The sequence below is a fragment of the Bifidobacterium sp. ESL0820 genome, assembly GCF_052606235.1.
Genome location: NZ_CP199595.1, coordinates 1 through 19,354 on the forward strand (window position 1 = coordinate 1; position 19,354 = coordinate 19,354).

Below are 19,354 nucleotides of genomic sequence, written 5' to 3' on the forward strand. Positions count from 1 at the left end.
GCTCCGACGGGTACTGCGGGCATGTGGCCATCGTCGAACAGATCAACCAGGACGGCAGCATCATGATTTCCGAATCAGGAGCAAGCCTGCCCGCCCCCATCGTGACAACCTATTCGGCAGCCCAGCTCCAGGCCAACGCCGCCGGCATAACCTACATCTACTGACGAAAGACGAACACCATGCAATCACGCAAGCTAATCGCCATAGCAGCGCTGACGGTCATGCTCACAGGCTGCGGGTCCGGCAGGCCGGCAACCCCGCCGGCCCGGACATCGGAAGCCCCCACCGCCCCCACAACGCGACCGGCGCCCCAGGGACAGCCCTGGGCAGATAAAGTCCCCTGGCTGTCAACACTGCCCGACCCCGCCAAAGTCGACAAAACCGACGCGATGGCCGTGGCCAAGGCCTACACCGTCACCAAATACACATGGGACAGCACCATCGACCGCACGGAGGACTATGCGCTCAAACGCGCAGGAATCTACGGATCAGCCGCCTTCAAGCAGTCCCTCGAACCCATAGACCCCGACCAGGCCAAAGGGCAGGCGCTCATAGCCAACGAGAAACCCTACAAAACCTGGACAAGCGCCAGCATCACCTTCACCGGGCGAGAAGGCAAACCCGACCAGCCCGGAACCGACATCATCACGCTCAACTGGCGCATGGCGCTGCACCGCAGAATCGGCAGGGACCGGACGCCGGTCACCGGCACCGACGACATGAAACTCATACAAGGGCCAGGAGGCGAATGGCAGGTGGAAGGATCCATCACCAGGGAGCCGGAGTCATGAGAAAGAACACGGAAGAACGCTTCATCCCGGCCGAAGTGACCATGTCCGGCCGACAGGCCACCCTGGCCATCGACGGAAACCGTCTGAGCATATCAGCAGGAGAAACCCCGGAGGAAAGCCAGGAGGCCATAAGAAAAAGGCTGGTCCTGACCGCCAAGCTCAGGCGCACGACCATCAAGGCCACCATCACGGATCCCGACGGGGGCCGGGCCATCCTCGTATACCCCGACGGAGCAATCGAAGACGCCGAGGAACAGGACGACGGCCGGGAAAACAGCCCGGCGTCCCTGCCCCCGGAAATGCAGGCCGAACCGGACGGCAAGAGGAACACGGACACCGGCCGGACCATCCGGAAAGCCGGTGCCGCGCTGCTCACGGTCGCCATCCTGGCCGGCGCGGGCATAGGCATTCACCGCATGATCGAAAGAGGGCAGGAAACCGCCAGAACGCAGGCCTACCAGACCTGCATGCAAGCCAGAAAAGACACTGCACAAACGTTCGGCCGGACCCTGAGAACGGAATACGCATCAGCACTGGGCGTGACCGCCGAACAGGTCAAAGACCCGTCCACCGTCCGGGCCCTGCACCGTCTCATGGAGTCCATAGACGGCAGGACCCCGCTGAAAAACTGCAACCCCCAGGACACGGAAGCCGGACTCGGCCAGGCTACAGCCAGCATGCGCCGATCCATAGGCGACCGGGAAAAGCTCTATGCGTCTGTGGCGAAGTCGGCCAAGGCGGTTTTGGCTTCCCGGGATGCGAAGGTCCTGGATGATGCGAAGGCGGCTTTGGACGGGAAGAAGGGCGAAGCGTCGAAGCTGCTGGCCGATTCTGACGGGAAGGTGGCCGACAACGCCACCCGTGACGGCCTGCAGAAGGCCATCGACCAGGCCGGCCGGGTCAGGTCCGGCAAGGCGAAGGCCTACCAGGATGCGGCGGACGCCCTGCAGGCGGCCATCGATCAGGTGAACGCCTCCGTGCAGGCCAAGAGCCAGGCCGACCAGCAGGCCGCAGCACAAGCAGCACAAGCCCAGCAGGCCCAAGCGGCCCAGCAGCCGGCGCAACGGCAAGGCACCGCCCAACGCCAGCCAAACGCCGGCCAGCCACACGTCTCCGGCAGGCCGGCCTCGCCGCCGACCAGCCGCCCGGCAGCCCCGCAGGGCGGATGGAGCGTGCCCCCGGCCACCAGCGACGACAACTCGCTGCCCGACCACCTGTAATAACGCCATGACACCCACAAAGTAATAAGCCGGGGCGGTAAGGGGAAACCGCCCCGGCTTTGCCGCCACGATGAACCGTGACGCTGAAACGGCTGAGGAATCAAGAAGGGGGAACAATCGGTTCCTCTGCCGCACATCCCGCCGCGTCTGCCAGAACACCGACGGGAAGAATCATTGCCGATCCTTTGCAGGACCGGAGTATTGACGATGCAGCCGGCGGCGGGAAGGCAGCCCGCCCGCCACTGCATCCGAATCATCCCATGTCAGGGACGACCACCCAGCCAGGCCGAGAAAACAGAGGCAACCAAAGAGGCAGACGGCCGCCAAAGAAGCCCGGCAGGGAAGCATTGCAAGGAAGGGGCCGCACCCCTTTGCATGGGTGCGGCTCATATACCGTCAGCGGGGCTGCTCGTCACGCGGGTCGTCAGGCTCCGGCGCTCCGGCCTGGGCCATGACCTGCTCGCTGAACGCCAGGGCAGCCTCATGGTTCTCCGCATGCCGGCGGCGCATCCACCGCCCGCCCTGGAAGGACACGAAGCCCCCCAGGATCAGAAGCCCGGCAGCCAGAAGCACCACGGCGACCTGGGAGCCGGTCACAGGCAGGGCCGGTCTGATGCCGTTCCAGTCGTCCGTGTTGGACTCCACCGTGGTGTCCCCGCACAGGGCCACCCCGTCGACCATGACCGCATCCTTGGGCGTCTCCCGGCCGGGCTTGGCGTCGGGATCCTTCGGGTCGAAGGGCTTGTCGTCGCCGGGGACCACGCAGGGCGCCAGCGGCCGGCCGGTGACCTTGGCCCGGTTGGTGTGGTGCTCCGTGACGCCCTTGAGGGTGCCATGCACATCCACATGCTTGCCGGGCTTGAGCTGGTAGTCGGCCCAGCCGTCCGGGTACTTCCAGTCCACGACCTGGCCGTCGCCGGCCACGGTCCTGTCCTCCAGCTTCAGGTCCCGGCCCAGGAACACGTAGCCCCGGCCCGTGCCCGGATCGGTGCCCGAATCGTTGTAGATGCGCACCGTGATATCGGTGTCGCCCTCCACCGTCAGGGCCTCCTTGGGGTCGTTGCGATCCCCCTGGGGCAGGCCGCTCCTGGTGTCGAACTTGACGATCCTCAGCCTGGGGGTCATGTCCGGGGTGCGGGTCCACACCACGTTCGAGGGGTTCACCTTGTCGTTGTAGTACTCGGTGAAACGGTTCTCGTGGCGCTTGGTGACAGCCAGACGCTTGCACTGGATGTAGGCGCGCCAGCCGGCCTCACGGTCGCCGGACGCGGACACCAGCGCCAGGTAGGCGGGCGTGGCCTGGATGGTCACCTTGCCCGACCGGTCCTGCTCCAGGGTGAACAGCTTGCCCAGCTTCGAGGAATCGAACCCGGAGCCGGCGATCCGGTCGCCCTTGCCGGCCAGCACCTTCCCGTCCTTGTACAGGTCGCGGGTGGCGTACACGGCCCACTGGCCCGTGTACTGGTCGATCTTCGGGTCCAGCTGGTCCTCGATCAACCACCGGTCGGCCTGGGCGTATGCCCGGTTGGCCGGCAGAATGCTGCTGTCAAGCTGGTAGAGGAAGAGCCGGTCCTTGTACACGCTCTTGCCGTTCGTGCTCTCCCCGTTGACCTTGACCACCACATCCTTGCTCGGGTTGAGCGGCTTGAGCGGGTTGCTCACCTGGTTGGTGTCCTTGCGCAGGTCGTTGATGATCTGCGTGGCCTTGTTCTTCACCACGTAGCCGTCCTTGACCTTGATCACCTTGTAGGGCAGCACCAGATCATAGGAGCGGCCCAGCAGGCCCTGGTCGATGGCGGGCTCGCGCAGCGGGTCGTGGCCCTTGGCGGCGGCGTAGGCGGCCAGGTCGGCAGGCTGCGGGTCGCCCTTGAGGGTCTCCCCGGTCGCCGGCACCCTGGTGTCCACGGTCCTGGCGAACGCGTAGACCACGCCGTCCCTGACCTGAATGTTGAACGCCTTGGTGTAGTCCTTGCCGTCCGACCCCTGCACCTCGATCCGCGAGGGGTCGATGGACAGGTACTCGTCGTCGAAATCGTCCACCAGGCCCAGCCGCCACACGGCGTACGCCTGGTTGGTCTGCCTGGCGTCCAGGGTGACCCGGTAGTAGCCGGTGTCGCCCAGCAGGAGGGTCTTCCCGTCGATGCTGACGCTCTGGTCCTTCGAGCTGACGTCCTTCTTGAGGGGGTTGAAGTCCGGCGGGGTGTTGAACACCTCATTGCTGGGGGTCAGGCTGTTGTTCAGGGTCAGCATCCACTGGTTGTTCACCTTGTGCCCGGCAGGGGCCTTCCCGTCGACGGTGCCCTCGAACCGCAGCTGGATGCGCGGGTTCCGGGCCGCCCGCCACTGGCCGATCAGGTCGGCGTCGGTGAAGACGACCTGCACCAGGTGATGCCCGTCGTCCCACTTCGTGGTGTACCGGCTCTTGGGGATCACCCGGCCCGTGTTCAGATCCATCAGCTCCAGGGTCTGCTTGTCCACGTTCAGCCACTGGTCATAGGTGTCGGTGAAAATCACCCGCTCCCCCTGGTAGGCCAGCAGGTCAGGCAGCTGGGGCTGGGTGGTCAGCTGGTATTCGACCTTCTGGCCGGGGTAGACGACCTTGCCGTCCACGCTGTCCTGGTCGCCGCCCTGGCTGGCCTCGGACACCACGTCCTTCTTCACCGGCGGCACGTACCCGCAGATCTTCGGCTCGTTGGTGGCCACCTTATGGGTGTTGACCTGCTCGTAGGCGCTGTTGGTCAGGTCCGCGCCGGCCGCACCGGGCTCCTTGCAGAAGGTCAGCTCGTCGCCGGGCTTCTTGCCGAAGTCCTTGCGCACCTGGGCCGCACCCTTGCCACGGACGAAGCTGATCGACCCGGGAACAAGCATCGTCACCTGCAGGGGGTCCGCCATGCCCTTCAGACCACGCAGATAAGCCGGCTTGGCCTTGGCCACGGCATGCGTGCCTTTCATGGTGATGTCGAACTGGCCGGTCACATCCTTGCCACGGTTGGCGATGTCGCTGACCGAGGAAGCACGGTCAGTGCCGGCCTTGGCCTGGTAGACGCGGATCTTCGACACGTCGTCCGCCTTGAAGATGTAGGACGCGCGTGACCAGTCGTCCCCGATCTCGAACCGGGCGGGCGCCTCAATCAGATCGGCCGCCACCGTGGCGTTCACCACTGACGCCACCTTGTCGCCATCAAGGAACTTCGCGTTATCCGCGCCGGACGTGTTCGTGCGGGACGGGTCGATGACCGCCGCCCACTTGCCCGTCGCCTGGTCCTGCTTGATCCAGGACTTGTCAGGCTGGGGGCGCCACGTCGGGAACTCCTTGGCCCCCGTGTCCACGGCCGGCCGCTTGTTCCAACCCACCGTCGCATGATCACGAATCTTGCTGAAATCAGGCTTCGACACCCGCACGTCAAACGAAAGCTGATACTGGTGCTCCAGCGGCATCTCCCCCTTGTCGGGGTTCCGGTCCGCCGTCAGCAGGCCTGTGGCCTGATCCCAGACAACTTTGAACTCTCCGGCCACATCCCGGCCGTCGGTCAGATCCCGCAGCTTGATGTTCTCAACCGAATACGAGACACCATACGGTTCAATACGCTCACGGAAATGCAGCTCATAGCCGCCACGGCCCGTGCCGGTCGTGATCGTCGTGCGATTGACCATCCGGTCGGCCGAAGTGCCCTTCTGGATCTTCTTCACCGGAGCGGGCGGGGGGACTGACGAGACGCTGAACACCTCACGCGGGTCACGGTCCGGGGTATCCACCGCCCCATCCATGCGACCCTGCTTCGACACCTGCACATCGAACCAATACTGGCCCTCCTGCCAATGAGCCAGCCCGAAATCGGCCGGGGTGAACCCGACCCGCGTATCGCCCTGGTTGGGCAGGGTGACGTTCTTCACCGCCTGCTTCGCGCCCACATACCCGTCAGGCTGGCCATCATAATGCATGACCACCGTTGCATTCACGTTCTCCCGGATCGGGGAGCCCGAAGCATCCGTGTGGATCACATCCTGGACCTCATTGGTCGCACCAACCACCATGGCCGCCGGCGACTGCTGATCCGTGGACACCTGGAGACGATAATTCGCAGGCTTCGGCTCATACTGATTCAGAGCAATAACCACCATGCTCGTCGAATCACGAGTGTACTGATCAACAAGCGAATTAATCGTCGTATCGGGCTGATCCTCGAAAGGTAAATCAGTGTTATACGGTACGCCACGGTTGCTGTATATGCCCTTGGCAGGGCCTTCAGCCCATGCTTGCAGCCAGTCGTTTTTCAGATGGTGGGCTTCGCCGCTGAACTGCTTGTTGTGTCCGGTCATGACGCCCACGCCGGTCACGCGGCATTGGGCCTGGCCGTACTGGTCGGGGTGCGCCTCGTGGCCTCGGTCAAAGCCTTCTGCGCGTGGCCCACGCCGCCGGGCAGCATGGACACCCCCATCGTCGAAAAAGCACCGTAGATGCTGTTGAAATCGGTCGAGGAACCGAATGCGCCGTCATTGGCATCCTTATAGGCCCAACTCACTTGCGTGGCCATGACTCCGCCGCCGCCGCCGTCCGAACTGCCGGCGCCGCCGCCGGCGAACGCCGGAGGGAGGCCGATCATCAGCGTGGCTCCAGCGGCGGCTATGGCCACCGCCTTGCCCGCCCATCCGGATCCCAGGCGCAGGAGCCGGCGCGCCCAGCGTCCGATCTTTCCTGGTGTCATCATTTATGTTTCCCTTCCACTATCATGAAGGGGACGGCCAATATGGCCGCCCACAAGTAAGCCAGCGGGATAGGAGACCTACCAAGCAACCGGTCCCGCTGGCAAATTCTTTTAATTATTCAGCCGATGCCACATACGCCAGCTGAATTACAGGCTTCCCCATACGGCTTTTGAGTTTGCAGCCACTGGTTCCAATCAAAGCCTCCACTGCTGCTGTTGCCGCCTTGTGGTGCGGATGGTGCTGCCGGCGCGGGTGCTGGCGCGTAGCCGCCGCCTCCTCTGTTGACGGACGGCCGATAGGTGGGCGTGTAGCCGCCTCGGCTGTTGTTGGAGGATGCGGCCTGCTGGGCCGCCTGAGCCTGCTGGGCGGCCTGGGCTTGTGCTGCTTGTGCTGCGGCCTGCTGGTCGGCCTGGCTCTTGGCCTGCACGGAGGCGTTCACCTGATCGATGGCCGCCTGCAGGGCGTCCACCGCATCCTGGTAGGCCTTCGCCTTGCCGGACCTGACCCGGCCGGCCTGGTCGATGGCCTTCTGCAGGCCGTCACGGGTGGCGTTGTCGGCCACCTTCCCGTCAGAATCGGCCAGCAGCTTCGACGCTTCGCCCTTCTTCCCGTCCAGAGCAGTCTTCGCATCATCCAGGACCTTCGCATCCCGGGAAGCCAAAACCGCCTTGGCCGACTTCGCCACAACAGCGAATCTGCCGTCGATCCTCCTGGCCTTGCCGGCCTCCGCATTCAGATCAGCAGTGGACATGGAAGCCTTGCACTGCACGGTCTGCCGTTTGAAGCCCTCAGCGTCCTTCACGCTGCGAGCCATGGCCAGCACGGTCTTCGCATCCTTGACCTGGTCCGCCTTGATGCCGGCCGCCTCGCGGTATCGCGCCATACGGCCCGAACCGGTCTTCGCCTGCACGGCCTTCACCGCCCGGCTGCAGGAGTCCAGCGCCGCATCATGCCGGCGGGACTCAAACACGCGCCAGCCCACAAGGCCAGCCACAGCCACGACAACCACCACGACAGCGGCAATCACCGGAACCAGCCACTTCGGACGCTGCTTCCCGTCCGAAGGGTCTCCCCCATCCTCCGGCACAATTGCCGGCGGGAGCGAATCCTCGTCCTCCACGGGATCGGACACGCTCTGCAGGTCCATGGTCCCCTCGTTATCATGGTCCTCCATGAAATTTCCCTCTTCTCTATACCCCTATCGAACATTTGGAGGCGGTGGTAGATTAAACAGGTGTGCAGTGCCACCTTTCTTACCTTTGGTTATGCGGCTAGTCCTGGGAAGCATCCTTGGCGAATGATGCTTCCCGTCTGGACTTGCTGCGCTGCACACCCCTCCCGGTTATGCCGGGAGGGTTTCCTCTACCACCATCTGAATGACTCTGGATAACTACTGCAATCGGCTTTCCTCCTTACACAACGCAACCGGCCATTGAAGCGCTGATACCCGAAAGTGTATCATTTTTTCGACTCCATTTTGTACTATAATGCAAAATTATATGTTATTTTGCATTATAATAAGAACCAGGTTGAGGGCGACCCTGCGTAGAATTGTCTGGATGAAACCGAACGCAAAACAGGCCTGGGGTCATTCCGATAAGCTCATGGTGCAGACCATCCGTAAGTGGATAGACGAGACTGGCAATCGGATCACCACGGACGATATAGCGGCGGTTATCGACTCTTCGTACAGCAGGACGCATAATGTGCTCCACATGCGCAACAGTCCATTCACGCTGAGCCAGTTCATCAGAATCTGCGGCCTGTTCGGCAAGAACCCATCAACGGAGACCTTCAAGATCATCAAACAGTCGAAAGAGGCCGACGGTATGGAGGCAGCCATGTCCGACGAGGAATACGATGCGTTGGGCACATTCATGGATGAAATGACCACAGCGGCAGAAACCTATATGAACACCATCAAGTCAATTAACGCCAGCTCTCCCCGCAAGCCACAAAGCCGTGATTAGCGGAAGCCTCAGACTCCACCTTTTTTGACAAAAGCCGCCACTGCATAGGTATACTGAATTCGGTAAGAAAAATCCCCGCCTGCCGGAAACAGAACGGGGAACAAAAATACGCATTAGAGAGTATACCTCCTCATGGAAGAATTCGCCAATCAGAATCCGCAGCCCATAGACGGGCCGCAATGGAAACAGCTCAACGCCCAGAGCCGGATGTACATCATGCCCGACTTCTGCCGGTTCTCACTCCCCTACCGGGAGCCGAAGACGGCCGAGCCCTGGATACGGGTCAACGGCACACTCACCTACCAGGTCACCCCGCAGCAATACGCATTGGACGGGAAACTGCTCACGCTGTGGCCATACGGCAAATACGCCCGCCTGCTGCTGATCTACATCACCACCCAAGTCAAACGCAATCCGGACAACCCTACCAGGACCATCTACCTGCCCGACAACCTGGGCGACCTCATGAAGCAACTGCACATCATGCGCAGTCCCACCGGGGGCGATTACAAGGCGTTCAGACGCCAGCTCGATGCCGTCAGCGCCATGCAAATCAAAATCACCGAGGACCTGAGCACCAGGGACCGGTTCGCACGCCACACGGAATCGCTGACCATCTCGAAGGAAAGCTACATCTCCTGGAGCAGGAAACCCGGCGACGAATCGCACGCCAACGGCTACCTCCAGCTGACCGGCGAAACCTGGGAGCAGATGCGGCACGGCATCCCCCTGGACGACGACATGCTCGAAGTCCTGGTCCAGATGAACCCGGCAAGCCGCGGCCAGATCATCGACATCTACATGTGGCTGTCCAGGCGCCTGTACGCGCTCAACCACTCAAACGCCATGCAGACGGGCATCATCACCTGGGACAGCCTCAGCAGGCAGTTCGGCAGCACCTACAAGAACCGCAAGGAATTCACCAGATACTTCAAGAACAGCCTCAAGAAAATCTCCCAGCCATGGCCTGGAGGCCTGCACTACAAGGTCGTCAAAGGCGAAGGCATCATCCTGCAAAGATCCAATCTCAGCGTCAAACCCAAGCCACGCAAGACCGGCAACTGATCAGACCAGGGCCGGGACCCAAGGCCCATCGCCTACAGCCGCGACAGGCAGCCGCCGCCATCCTCCAGCCAAAGGAGCCTGGAGGATGCGAACCACCCAAAATGCATCGAAGTTATCCACATTCACCGATACAAAAGCCCTCCGGCAACGTAGTTGTTCTACACCAGACCAACGTAGTTGTTCTACACCGGCAACGTAGTTGTTCTACACCGGCAACGTAGTTGTTCTACACCGGCAACGTAGTTGTTCTACACCACAAAACCTGAAAACCCTTGCGGCAGTAGGGCTGAGCAAAACACCTAGTAGCTATAGTGGCTATAGACTCTAGATAACTCCTATATCGCAAATGCAGCATCAAAGTTATCCACAATCCAGAAGGCACGGCCACTGCACCATCTACAGCGCACCACCCCTTTGCTCATGCACAACGAAGATCATCAACGGGGATGCCAGAGGATCCATGAGAAGGGGAAGCGAGCAACCGGTCGGCATATTCCTCTCGGTGCGCTACGTTTTAGAAACGACCATACAAGTAATGCCGGAGACACATGCCTACTGCATAGTTGCATAACTACATAATGCTGTATATAATTAATTATGTAACTATTCTATTTCCGATTGGAGCAAGGTATGAAACGCATTGCTTTCGTAAACACCAAAGGCGGCGTGGGAAAGACGACCGCAACCATTCTCACCGGCCTCTCTCTGGCCAAAAGAGGGTTCAATGTCCTGGTGAAAGACGCCGACCCAAGCGGAGGCAGCTGGGAATGGCAGAAGAAGGCACGCGGCAAGGGCACCCCCCTGCCCTTCCGGGTGGAGACGGCCGCCATCGGGGAAATCGAGGAACTTGGGGAGGAGGAAGTCACAGCGGGATACGACTACATCCTGATCGACACTCCCCCGGTGATGCAGAACACCCTGGGCGACGCCGTCGAAAACGTCTCAGACGTGATCGTGATAGTAACCCGGCCTGGACACCTGGACAGCAAAAGAACCAGGGAGACGTTCAAGAGCTTCGCCAAGGCGCGCGCCGTGCTCATCAACTGCGCGAACATCAGACAGAAAACCACAAAGGAGACCATCAGCGAGATCGAAGCGATGGGTTTTCCCCGGTTCGACACCCTCATACCAGAACGCGAGTCCACGCACCGAGCAGGAGCAGGAAGCAACCAGGTACCTTCGGACAGTGGGTTCATCGAGTTCACAGGCGAGCTGATCCAGGCCGTGGAAGCAGCATAACCACTTAACTACATAAGTACATAAGTACATAGTTGCATATCCATGCACATCAATAACCATATCTATATTCAGTTCAGGAGACGCGATGGTCAAGCTGGCTACAGGCGGAAAGCAACAGAGAATCGGAGACACCAATTACCAGGGCAAGAAGGAGAAGAGGGAGCCAACCGTCACCACGACCCTGCTGATCCCGAAGAGCATACACAAGGCGCTGAAATTGCAGTCTATCGAGACGGGGGAGAGCATGAGCAAAATAGTCTCGCGCCTCGTCAGGGAAAGCCTGGAGAAACAGACTAAATAAGAACATAGCTACATAATTACATTTAGCGATAACTATGCAGTTAAATAGTCATGTAGTTATTTATGGCAGGGTACCGCATGGCGTCCATATAAGCAGACAAGGGATAAGGGATACGGCAAAGCCGGCAGAAGAACAGGACAATGCGCATTGGCGCAGAGACTTTCAGGAATTTCACTGACCAGGAGAACGCGACTTAAGGTGGAATTCACCGGCTTTCCCAAACAGCACGGCAACCGAGAGTCCGGGCTTTAGCAATCCGGAGGAAAGAGAGCAGGAAAGAATATTCTGCTGTGGAGTGAATTAGCGGAGTATTTTGACGGAGTAATTATAATAATCTCTTGAAACGGTAAAAACGATGGAGATAGAGGATGCATCATGAGCCAGCAATATGAACCGATTAGGAGCAACAATGAGCAGTGGGGCATTGGTAAAGATCGATCAATCTGCACGCAAGCATGGCCTGAAGGATGAGGAGATCAGATACGCCGTCCATCACCCCTTCGGCTTCCAACAAACTCTGGGCAATCCCGGACAGCCGACAATCGCTTTCGTCGGACCCAGGCATGAAGGGGGCTCGCGCCATAACGCCATCGAGGTGATCGTGGCCATGCGTGCGGACGGCTTTCTGCATGCATTCCACGCCATGCCCGTCACCGACAGGTGGAGGCATTTGCTGTAACGCAGATGACGGCGGATTGCTGAAGGACCCACCATCCCGGACCGTTTGGCCTGGGATGGCGGTCTCCCGATAAATAAGAAAGGAAAACGCAGGTGAGCTATACAAGCGAAGAGCTTGATGCAATGGCTGACCGGGGCGAGCTGAAGCCCGCGCCGGGGACTGCGGTGTACAGGGACCCCGGTGCCCCAGCCCTGACGGATAAGGATTTGATGGGCATCTTCGCAGGCCGGCCCCGCGAAGAGGAGCGTCGACCCGCCAACGTGGAACTGCGCGTGAAGGTCACGCCGGCCATGAAGGAAGCCCTGAAATACATCGCCCAGGAGGAGAACCTACATAACTCCTCGGCGCTGGTTCGCTCCGTCCTGGCGGACTTCATCCAGGAACGGGCAGGAAAGGGCAGAAGATTAGCGGATTCCCGATGAAGGGATTGACCTGCTTCCGGATGCCATTGTCCTAAAGCATAAGAAACCGGCCGCGACCCGGAAAAGGGCCGCGGCCTTTTCCTGATCAACGGCGGGGGAACGGTCGGGTCTGCAAGCGTGGTCCATGCTCCGGCCCCGCTGGCAGCCGGAGCCGGGATCGCAAGTGGCGACGCCTGTCTAGGGGATCAGGCCGATGTACATGACCTTGGCGGTACCGTCGGCCATCTCCCTCCAGACTATGCCGTACGACTTCTTGTCTGCTCCGGGCAAATCGACCCGCACCCAGTGCGCGAGCCCCTTCTCGGTCTGCTGCTCATGGGCCCATTTGATGGGCCCTTCATCGAGAAGCTCCAGGACGCGGTACATCTCCTGGGCGAGGTAATAGTCATTGGCGTAGTAGTACTCGTACTGTTTCTGTGCTCTTTGTGTGGCGCGCACCCTCGTTAATGTGATCATACTGTACATTATACCACTTTGTCACACTAGAGCACTTGTAACATCAACATATTGTAACATCTAATTAAGTGTAACCATAATGAATATATTGCTTGTGTGTCATAGAGCAAATTGTTACAATGAGTAATAGCACGATGCCGACACATGGCAACACCGTGCAGAGCGAATGATGAAAAACACACGAGGAGATTGTGATGACTGCGACTATGCAAGAGCCGGTTCTGGTGAGTACGGATGCGCGCAACCGGATCTCTCTTGGGAAGCACGGGAAGGGCCTGTACCGGGTGATGGAGACCAGCTACGGATACACCGTGGAGAGGGTGGAGGTAGTCAGCGAACGAGATAAACGGCTGGCAAATAACAAAGAGTTCTGGGGGAAGGCCACCGAGGACTGGGATGCCGAGGCCGAGCCCATGCGGCTCCAACATTAGGCATAAAGCATCACGCATCAACGGTCTGTATATTCTTCGGAACAAACAAGGACTGAAACCATAAGACAGAGGCGACACAGCATAAAAGCAGGATCAAATTCCGACAATCGATAGCAATGGCTGGAATTTGCCGACCCCGACCTTGACCATAAGGCCGGGGTCGTTTCGTAAACGACCGTTTAATATACATTCGGCTTGTCCTGCATATCCGAAGATTCAATGATGCGTATTTGTCGTTTTACTTGTTCTTTAATCTATGTACGATAATCGTATGGGAAGATAAACCGATTCGAGGGCAGGGCGTGAACATGAAGCAACTAAGCAAGGATGTGCGCGTGCTTAAGCGGAACAAAGATCATAAAAATTCGTTTAGTAAGGGAAGGCCATCATATCAAACGCGCAAACGATGGGGATTATCCGTGCTTATGGCGTCGATGGTCTTGTGCTTCGTCGGTGCCGTCCATCTATTGTCAATGGCCTTTGGGAATGCTGATTCGGCCTATTCAGAACTTTGGGGTCTATTTTCTTTTTTGGTTTTATTTTCCGGGATTATATTTTATTGCATTAGTGTATTAGGACACTCACCCTCACCGCGTGAGCGGCGTGAAGGCAAGATACTAGCTTATCTGTCTGTTCACGCGGCATACTACAGCTGTATGTCTGTTTTCCTTTTGCAATTTACTCCTAATCTCACCCCCGCAAATGGGGTGCCGACACTGCCATACGTCTGTTTCGGGCTTCTTCTCCTGGTTGAAATTACGGCATTGTTTCTCTATATCCACGACGCTTATAGCGGTCTGGAGCGAGGGCGGCCGAGCAGATGGTGGATCCGCACCACGCCTTATCCCGTCATAGGCATTATCTTCCTGCTGTTCGTCAACCTGTGGAACGAAGGATTCTTCGGGAAGGCGGATCTTTCGCTGATCTTCTCTGTGGCTATTTCCGTGCTGGTGGTCAACTATCTGGTGCAGATCATCAACGAGCGCATCGTTCCCAGGGAAGGCCCGTACAAGAAGACTTATATGGCGGTCTATAACCGTTCGCTCCATGCCCGTCCGGCCTATCACCGTCAGTTTCCGAGGAGGGCGCATGCGCGGCGGCCGAAGCCGTCGTCGCCGTCGGCCGGCCGGGGGGAGGGCGCATGCTGATCGGCTATGCGAGGGTGAGCACGCTTGAACAGAACGAGGATCTGCAGACCGACGCGCTGAGGAAAGCTGGATGCGAGAGGATCTACGTCGATCATTCCTCCGGGGCCAAGGCCAGCCGCCCCCAATTGGATCGGATGCTGGAGGCGCTGCGCGAGGGCGACACGGTGGTGGTATGGAAGCTGGACAGGCTGGGCCGCAGCGTGCAGAACCTGGCCGGCCTGATGGACCGGTTCCGGAAACAGGGGGTGGGGTTCCGCAGCCTGACCGAGAACATGGACACCAGCACGTCCGGCGGGGTGATGGTCTTCAACATGTTCGCCGTCATGGCGCAGTTCGAACGGGACCTGATCCGGGAACGCACCATGGCCGGCCTGAAAGCGGCCAGGGCGCGCGGCAGGAAAGGCGGCCGCCCCTACAAGCTCTCCGACAAGGACGTCGCCATGGTGCGCCAGCTGTACGACTCCAGGACCGTGACCGTCAAGGAGATAGCCGCCAGGTTCAACGTCAGCCGAAGCACCATCTACAAGGTCTTAGACCGCCAGAAGGACCAGAACCAACATCATAGCGTACCGTTTGCATAACGCCCTGACTACGACCAGCAAACCATACCGTTTAATTAGAGGCCGCAGGATCAATGATATGAAAGAATGATTAGAACGAGCAATTCAAGGGAAATCGCATAGATTGCGTACATAAAGTAAACAGCAAATGAGGCATAAAAATTCGACTTTCTCAACCTCTCTATTTGAGCGCTTAGGGTTTTAATGAGGCAGGTCGTTTTCTCTTCCGTGGATTGTTCCTGTCCTAATTTCGTAATATCCAGAAGCCTCTGGTCCCTCAACGAAGACTTGACTGAAAAGAAGATGAGCACAAATACGGCAGCAATCACAGCGACAAACAAAAGGATAACGGACCATCTGAGATAGAACCTGGCAGCTCCTATAAGATCTTGCCAAGTGGACTTCGATAAGAAGGTGGTGAAGCCGGATATAGCGCAGAGACCCAGCAGGCGCGCGGCAAGATCCATCAGTTTGTCGTGCTTACCTTGGAGGTCGTCGCACCTCAGCTGAGTCTGTTCAAGGGTCCATTGAAGTTGTTGTCTATGTTCATCGTCTGTATCGTCATTCGGTGCTTTGCCGCTTGGAATGCCGACGGTCTGCTGATCCGTCATGGATGCCTCCTTCTCCCACTTTCACCGAACATTATCGGTCGTCCCATGGCCAGGAATTCATAAAACATGTACCACTTCTCCCGCTCAATGTGGTATAATGATATTGTAATCAGTTGGACCGAGGATTGGAGTCGATGATGACGGCAGCAGGCAGGATGATAGGGCAGGTGGCCGAGGACCTGGCGGACAGGCATGATCTGGCGCCGGTTTCGGCATTGCGCCTGGCCAGGGTCTTCCAGGAGCAGGCGGCCCGGGCCGACGGCGTGGAGGCGGACGAAGCGCATGTGACGGACAGCCAGGAACGGGCCATCGAACGCATGGCGGGCGATCCGGACATCATCGCCCTCGACGCCGACGAGGCATCTGTCAACGGCGAGCTCAGGCCCCTGCGCAGGATCCAAGCCGGCAAGGAGGAGATCATCGCCGACGGTGAGCTGAGGGCGGCCATGGTTCACGCCGCCGACGACGGCATGAGCGTGGGCCGGCTGGCGGAACTGGCCGGCGTGGACCGCAGCGACGTGCTGGCCATGCTGGGGGAGGGGCAGGCACGGTGACCGGTGGATACAATCTGATCGACCAGCCCTGGATAGGGGTCGCTGACGCTGACGGGAAGCATCATGAGTGGGGGATCCGCAAGGTGCTCCATGAGGCCGGCGGCATCCGGGGACTGGACGAGGGCGAGGCAGCCTACCGGGTGCCCGTCCTGCGCCTGCTCACGGCCATCGCCTACCGTATCCTTCCAGGCCCGGAAACCGGCCAGGACCCGGTAAAGCAGTGGCGCGGGCTGTATGGTCGGGACGGCTTCGACCCTGACCTGGTGGACGCCTACCTGGACCGGTGGCATGACCGATTCGATCTGTTCGGCCGGGACCGGCCGTTCCTCCAGTATCCGGGGCTGGCCACCAGGAAAGGCCCCCGGCCCCTGGTGCTGGCCGACCCGGTGGCGCGGGGCATCGGGCCGGGGCAGGTCTTCGTCCCGGAGGAAGGCGTGGATCCGGCCAGGGCGGCGCTCATGCTCCTGTCGATCCAGGCCTGGGACACGGCCGGCATCAAGCCCGCCGCCGACGGTTCGCCCAGCGCCAGAAGCGGACGCGAATACCCGCCCCACGGCCTGCCGGGCCAGGGGATGTGCGGCCTGCTGGACATGGCCTGGATGGAGGGCCCCGACCTGTACCACACGCTCCTGCTGGGATGGGCGCCCCCATGCCGGAGGAAGGGCGACCGGGCAGCCTGGGAACGTCCCCTGCCCCCGTCGCCGGGACCCGTCCTGGGCCGCAGGCCCGAAGGGCCGGCCGACTGCCTGACCTGGACCGGGCGGCGCATACTCCTCCAAGGCGGCCCCGACGGGGTGGACGGCGCCATCGTCGCCTACGGGGACATCGTCGACCCGACCACCCTGCACGGCATCGAGCCCATGGCCCGTTGGGCGGCCCGCACACGCAAAGGATCCGCACCCAGGCCTGCCGGCATCCCCTCCGGGCCGAAACCGACCCTGGCCCACGCCATCACCGGCATCATCCCCTCCAGTGCCGAAAAACCCGACGTGTGCCCTGCCGGCATCACATGGGACGCGCAGGCCCTGGACACGGCCGGCGCCGACCTGGGGCTCTCCCTGCACACGATGGCCGTCTCCTACGGCCGCCAGGCCAGCGGCATCACTGACATCGCAGCACGCACGACACCCATCATCCCGGACTGGCTGACCCCCCTGGGCGGCAGGATCCTGGCCGACACGGCCCGCGCCCTGACGGACATGGACGACGCATGGGTCGATTACCGGATCCGCATGATGCGCGCCGCCGGAGCCCGGCCGGAGGGAGGAGGCCCGGACCGTCTGAACGCCGTAAAGGCCGCCGCCCGTGACGAGGGAGCCCTGGACATGCAGAACGCCATGAGCCTGCTGCTCCAGGGCCGCGCCGACCCGGTGGGCATCCTGGAATACATGGCCAGGCGCATCAAGAGCCGCCTGGTTCCCGACCAGCCCAGCAATTTCCTGCCTCGAGGCGGACAAAGCCCGGCCCAGGCCCTGGACATCCTGCACGGAAGGCTGTCCCAGGCCATCCTGGGGCCGGGGCTGTCCCGGCTCACGGACGTCGCCCAGGCCATCGAAGCCGGCAATCGGAAACTGAACGACACGGCCGAGGAAGCCATGAACCACGGCTGGACCCCCGCAAGCCTGGCCCGCGCCTACGGCATGAGCGAGGCCGCTCTCAAACGGCTCCGTGACGGCGCCAAGACTGCCGACGGGCCCGAAACGGCCGACCCCAGGCCGGCCATGCTCGACGCCAGGGCCTGCATCCAGACCCTGTCCGGACTGCTGATCAGCCTGTGCCGGGCCGGAGAGCACGAAGGGGCATCCAGGGAGCGTCTCGAAACCGCCTCCGGGCTCAGCCACATGACCCTGCACCGCCGTTTGGCCCGGCCGGCCGAAGGAGCCGACGATGCCTGGCGGGTCTGGAAGCCCGAAGACCAGGGGGCCGAGGGCCTGGCACCGCACGCCGCCGCCCTGGCCGCCTCGGCCATGGCAGCAGGCGAGGACGAGCAGCGCCTGCAACGCCTGCTGAGGACATGGGAACGCCAGCCCAGGATCCTCCGGGACGGCGCCACCGGCCTGCGCATCCTGCCCCAGACCGAATGGCGCCTACAACCCAGGACGCGAAGCCAGAAACGCGACCAAGGACAGGCCCTGCACGGCCGCCAAGGCCGCCCCAAACGGCTCGATGCCGACGACGACAAAAAGATCGCCAGCCTCTACGACCAGGGCAAGGCCACCGTCCACGAGCTCGCCGCCCGGTACCACGTATCCGCCAGCACTATCTACGGCAGCCTCAGACGGACCAGAGGCCCCAGAAGCCAGCAGTCATGAGCCGCAGAAGAAGCACTCCGAAGCTCACACCCATCTGGCTGCCCTACATCAGGGATAAGCTGGCCGACTGGAAGAACGACCTGGGCCGGAGAACAGCCATCGCCGAGGGCCTGCCCCCGGACGACTCATGGCGGATCGGTGAGCCCTTGCGGTCCTCGCCCATCTGGTGGGTGAGCCGGGACATGGCTACCCTGGCCGCCGACACCGCCGAGGCCGGCGACCTTCCCGACGTGCAGCCGCCCAGCGGCACGGGGTTCATGGTCTTCCAGGACGGCCTGCCCTTCCGGTTGCAGGATTATCCGGACGGCCGGTCCTGCAGCGTCGACGCCATCTCATGGACCAGATACGCCATCGGCCAGGGCACCACCCTGATCACCGAGGTGTTCAGCAGGGAGCCGGCCTATGTCAGTGAGTGCGATCCGAGGCTGCCCATCGGATATGTGACTTTCGCCCATGGCAGCAGGCCGGACATCCTGGAGGACGTGCTCAAAGCCGCCTGGGCGCTCAGCCAGCAGCCCTCAATCAGCGAGACCCGCGCCCCCAGGGTCACGCCTCTGGACCGGGTGCCCGCCAGGTACGAGCGGACGGAGATCCCCCAGGTGAAGATGGTGCTCCTGCGGGAGAATATGCACCGGCCAGGAGACCAGCCCGAGCCGGGCGAGAAGACCCGCGAGTACACGCACCGGTGGATTGTGCGCGGCTTCTGGCGCGAACAGCCCTACGGCAAAGGCCATGCCCTGCGCCGCCGGCAGTGGATCCCGCCCTTTGTCAAAGGCCCCGCCGACAAGCCCCTCATCCGCAAGAAGACGGTGCATATCCTGCGCTAGAAGATGCGACACGCCCAAGAATGTTTCATCTTGATACATAGTGTATTAGTGTGACACACTA

19 protein-coding genes are annotated in these 19,354 nt (G+C 60.9%); 14 read left to right on the plus strand and 5 right to left on the minus strand.

The features are described from left to right. Positions 1-179 precede the first annotated feature (179 nt). Positions 180-791 carry a hypothetical protein gene (locus ACUIAH_RS08475; protein WP_445341596.1) on the plus strand — a complete coding sequence of 204 codons (612 nt, stop codon included), beginning with the start codon at positions 180-182 and terminating at the stop codon, positions 789-791. Beyond that, complete coding sequence (locus ACUIAH_RS08480; RefSeq protein ID WP_445341597.1) at positions 788-2,011, plus strand: hypothetical protein; 1,224 nt, start codon at positions 788-790, stop codon at positions 2,009-2,011. Before ACUIAH_RS08475 ends, ACUIAH_RS08480 begins: the two co-directional genes overlap by 4 nt. Positions 2,012-2,407: 396 nt before the next feature. On the opposite strand, the gene ACUIAH_RS08485 is transcribed toward ACUIAH_RS08480, so the two are convergent. From ACUIAH_RS08485 to ACUIAH_RS08495, 3 genes are all read right to left on the minus strand, one after another. Then, a complete protein-coding gene (locus ACUIAH_RS08485) occupies positions 2,408-6,349 on the minus strand; it encodes an LPXTG cell wall anchor domain-containing protein (protein ID WP_445341598.1) in 3,942 nt (1,313 codons plus the stop codon). Beyond that, positions 6,346-6,720, minus strand: coding sequence for a hypothetical protein (locus tag ACUIAH_RS08490; protein WP_445341600.1), 375 nt, complete (start codon positions 6,718-6,720; stop codon positions 6,346-6,348). Before ACUIAH_RS08490 ends, ACUIAH_RS08485 begins: the two co-directional genes overlap by 4 nt. A 116-nt stretch (positions 6,721-6,836) precedes the next feature. After that, on the minus strand, positions 6,837-7,892 hold the full coding sequence (locus ACUIAH_RS08495; protein ID WP_445341601.1) for a hypothetical protein: 1,056 nt from the start codon (positions 7,890-7,892) through the stop codon (positions 6,837-6,839). 430 nt (positions 7,893-8,322) lie between these two features. Here ACUIAH_RS08495 and ACUIAH_RS08500 point away from each other — a divergent pair, with 430 nt between their 5' ends. From ACUIAH_RS08500 to ACUIAH_RS08525, 6 genes are all read left to right on the plus strand, one after another. Then, positions 8,323-8,688, plus strand: a complete 366-nt coding sequence (locus ACUIAH_RS08500) for a hypothetical protein (protein WP_445341602.1) — start codon at positions 8,323-8,325, stop codon at positions 8,686-8,688. A gap of 132 nt (positions 8,689-8,820) precedes the next feature. Continuing rightward, complete coding sequence (locus tag ACUIAH_RS08505; RefSeq protein WP_445341603.1) at positions 8,821-9,753, plus strand: replication protein RepA; 933 nt, start codon at positions 8,821-8,823, stop codon at positions 9,751-9,753. 630 nt (positions 9,754-10,383) lie between these two features. Then, entirely contained in the window at positions 10,384-10,992 is a 609-nt protein-coding gene (locus ACUIAH_RS08510; protein WP_445341604.1) for a ParA family protein, read from the plus strand. An 85-nt stretch (positions 10,993-11,077) separates the two neighbouring features. Further along, the gene (locus ACUIAH_RS08515) at positions 11,078-11,293 is read left to right on the plus strand and encodes a hypothetical protein (protein WP_445341605.1); all 216 of its coding nucleotides are present in this window, start codon (positions 11,078-11,080) and stop codon (positions 11,291-11,293) included. Between the two features lie 409 nt (positions 11,294-11,702). Further along, positions 11,703-11,972, plus strand: coding sequence for a hypothetical protein (locus ACUIAH_RS08520; protein ID WP_445341606.1), 270 nt, complete (start codon positions 11,703-11,705; stop codon positions 11,970-11,972). Between the two features lie 92 nt (positions 11,973-12,064). Next, entirely contained in the window at positions 12,065-12,394 is a 330-nt protein-coding gene (locus ACUIAH_RS08525) for a hypothetical protein (protein ID WP_445341607.1), read from the plus strand. Between the two features lie 177 nt (positions 12,395-12,571). Here the strand turns inward: ACUIAH_RS08525 and ACUIAH_RS08530 are convergent, their stop codons facing one another. Further along, a complete protein-coding gene (locus tag ACUIAH_RS08530; RefSeq protein WP_445341608.1) occupies positions 12,572-12,850 on the minus strand; it encodes a hypothetical protein in 279 nt (92 codons plus the stop codon). Between the two features lie 194 nt (positions 12,851-13,044). On the opposite strand from ACUIAH_RS08530, the gene ACUIAH_RS08535 reads away from it, so the two are divergent. The 3 genes from ACUIAH_RS08535 (at position 13,045) to ACUIAH_RS08545 (ending at position 15,010) form a co-directional block, all read left to right on the plus strand. Then, positions 13,045-13,281 (plus strand): hypothetical protein, encoded by a 237-nt coding sequence (locus ACUIAH_RS08535; RefSeq protein ID WP_445341609.1) that lies wholly within the window; start codon positions 13,045-13,047, stop codon positions 13,279-13,281. Between the two features lie 308 nt (positions 13,282-13,589). Then, positions 13,590-14,429, plus strand: coding sequence for a hypothetical protein (locus ACUIAH_RS08540; RefSeq protein WP_445341610.1), 840 nt, complete (start codon positions 13,590-13,592; stop codon positions 14,427-14,429). Further along, positions 14,423-15,010: a recombinase family protein gene (locus ACUIAH_RS08545; RefSeq protein ID WP_445341611.1), complete on the plus strand. Its 588-nt coding sequence runs from the start codon at positions 14,423-14,425 to the stop codon at positions 15,008-15,010. The genes ACUIAH_RS08540 and ACUIAH_RS08545 overlap by 7 nt, the downstream gene beginning before the upstream one ends. Positions 15,011-15,060: 50 nt before the next feature. Here ACUIAH_RS08545 and ACUIAH_RS08550 read toward each other — a convergent pair whose 3' ends face one another. Continuing rightward, positions 15,061-15,600, minus strand: coding sequence for a hypothetical protein (locus ACUIAH_RS08550; RefSeq protein WP_445341612.1), 540 nt, complete (start codon positions 15,598-15,600; stop codon positions 15,061-15,063). A 134-nt stretch (positions 15,601-15,734) separates the two neighbouring features. Here ACUIAH_RS08550 and ACUIAH_RS08555 point away from each other — a divergent pair, with 134 nt between their 5' ends. From ACUIAH_RS08555 to ACUIAH_RS08565, 3 genes are read left to right on the plus strand one after another with little or no spacing between them, the layout of a single operon-like run. Beyond that, on the plus strand, positions 15,735-16,154 hold the full coding sequence (locus ACUIAH_RS08555; protein WP_445341613.1) for a hypothetical protein: 420 nt from the start codon (positions 15,735-15,737) through the stop codon (positions 16,152-16,154). Further along, positions 16,151-18,466: a type I-E CRISPR-associated protein Cse1/CasA gene (locus ACUIAH_RS08560; protein ID WP_445341614.1), complete on the plus strand. Its 2,316-nt coding sequence runs from the start codon at positions 16,151-16,153 to the stop codon at positions 18,464-18,466. Before ACUIAH_RS08555 ends, ACUIAH_RS08560 begins: the two co-directional genes overlap by 4 nt. Further along, positions 18,463-19,293, plus strand: coding sequence for a hypothetical protein (locus ACUIAH_RS08565; RefSeq protein WP_445341615.1), 831 nt, complete (start codon positions 18,463-18,465; stop codon positions 19,291-19,293). The genes ACUIAH_RS08560 and ACUIAH_RS08565 overlap by 4 nt, the downstream gene beginning before the upstream one ends. Positions 19,294-19,354: the final 61 nt, after the last annotated feature.

Excerpts from the sequence above, each read along its gene's own strand:
- ACUIAH_RS08505 (WP_445341603.1), top strand. The coding sequence starts at position 8,821 with ATGGAAGAATTCGCCAATCAGAATCCGCAGCCCATAGACGGGCCGCAA.
- ACUIAH_RS08545 (WP_445341611.1), top strand. The coding sequence starts at position 14,423 with ATGCTGATCGGCTATGCGAGGGTGAGCACGCTTGAACAGAACGAGGAT.
- ACUIAH_RS08490 (WP_445341600.1), bottom strand. The coding sequence starts at position 6,720 with ATGATGACACCAGGAAAGATCGGACGCTGGGCGCGCCGGCTCCTGCGC.
- ACUIAH_RS08540 (WP_445341610.1), top strand. The coding sequence starts at position 13,590 with ATGAAGCAACTAAGCAAGGATGTGCGCGTGCTTAAGCGGAACAAAGAT.
- ACUIAH_RS08555 (WP_445341613.1), top strand. The coding sequence starts at position 15,735 with ATGATGACGGCAGCAGGCAGGATGATAGGGCAGGTGGCCGAGGACCTG.
- ACUIAH_RS08510 (WP_445341604.1), top strand. The coding sequence starts at position 10,384 with ATGAAACGCATTGCTTTCGTAAACACCAAAGGCGGCGTGGGAAAGACG.
- ACUIAH_RS08535 (WP_445341609.1), top strand. The coding sequence starts at position 13,045 with ATGACTGCGACTATGCAAGAGCCGGTTCTGGTGAGTACGGATGCGCGC.
- ACUIAH_RS08565 (WP_445341615.1), top strand. The coding sequence starts at position 18,463 with ATGAGCCGCAGAAGAAGCACTCCGAAGCTCACACCCATCTGGCTGCCC.
- ACUIAH_RS08550 (WP_445341612.1), bottom strand. The coding sequence starts at position 15,600 with ATGACGGATCAGCAGACCGTCGGCATTCCAAGCGGCAAAGCACCGAAT.
- ACUIAH_RS08500 (WP_445341602.1), top strand. The coding sequence starts at position 8,323 with ATGGTGCAGACCATCCGTAAGTGGATAGACGAGACTGGCAATCGGATC.
- ACUIAH_RS08520 (WP_445341606.1), top strand. The coding sequence starts at position 11,703 with ATGAGCAGTGGGGCATTGGTAAAGATCGATCAATCTGCACGCAAGCAT.
- ACUIAH_RS08480 (WP_445341597.1), top strand. The coding sequence starts at position 788 with ATGAGAAAGAACACGGAAGAACGCTTCATCCCGGCCGAAGTGACCATG.
- ACUIAH_RS08495 (WP_445341601.1), bottom strand. The coding sequence starts at position 7,892 with ATGGAGGACCATGATAACGAGGGGACCATGGACCTGCAGAGCGTGTCC.
- ACUIAH_RS08515 (WP_445341605.1), top strand. The coding sequence starts at position 11,078 with ATGGTCAAGCTGGCTACAGGCGGAAAGCAACAGAGAATCGGAGACACC.
- ACUIAH_RS08530 (WP_445341608.1), bottom strand. The coding sequence starts at position 12,850 with ATGATCACATTAACGAGGGTGCGCGCCACACAAAGAGCACAGAAACAG.
- ACUIAH_RS08475 (WP_445341596.1), top strand. The coding sequence starts at position 180 with ATGCAATCACGCAAGCTAATCGCCATAGCAGCGCTGACGGTCATGCTC.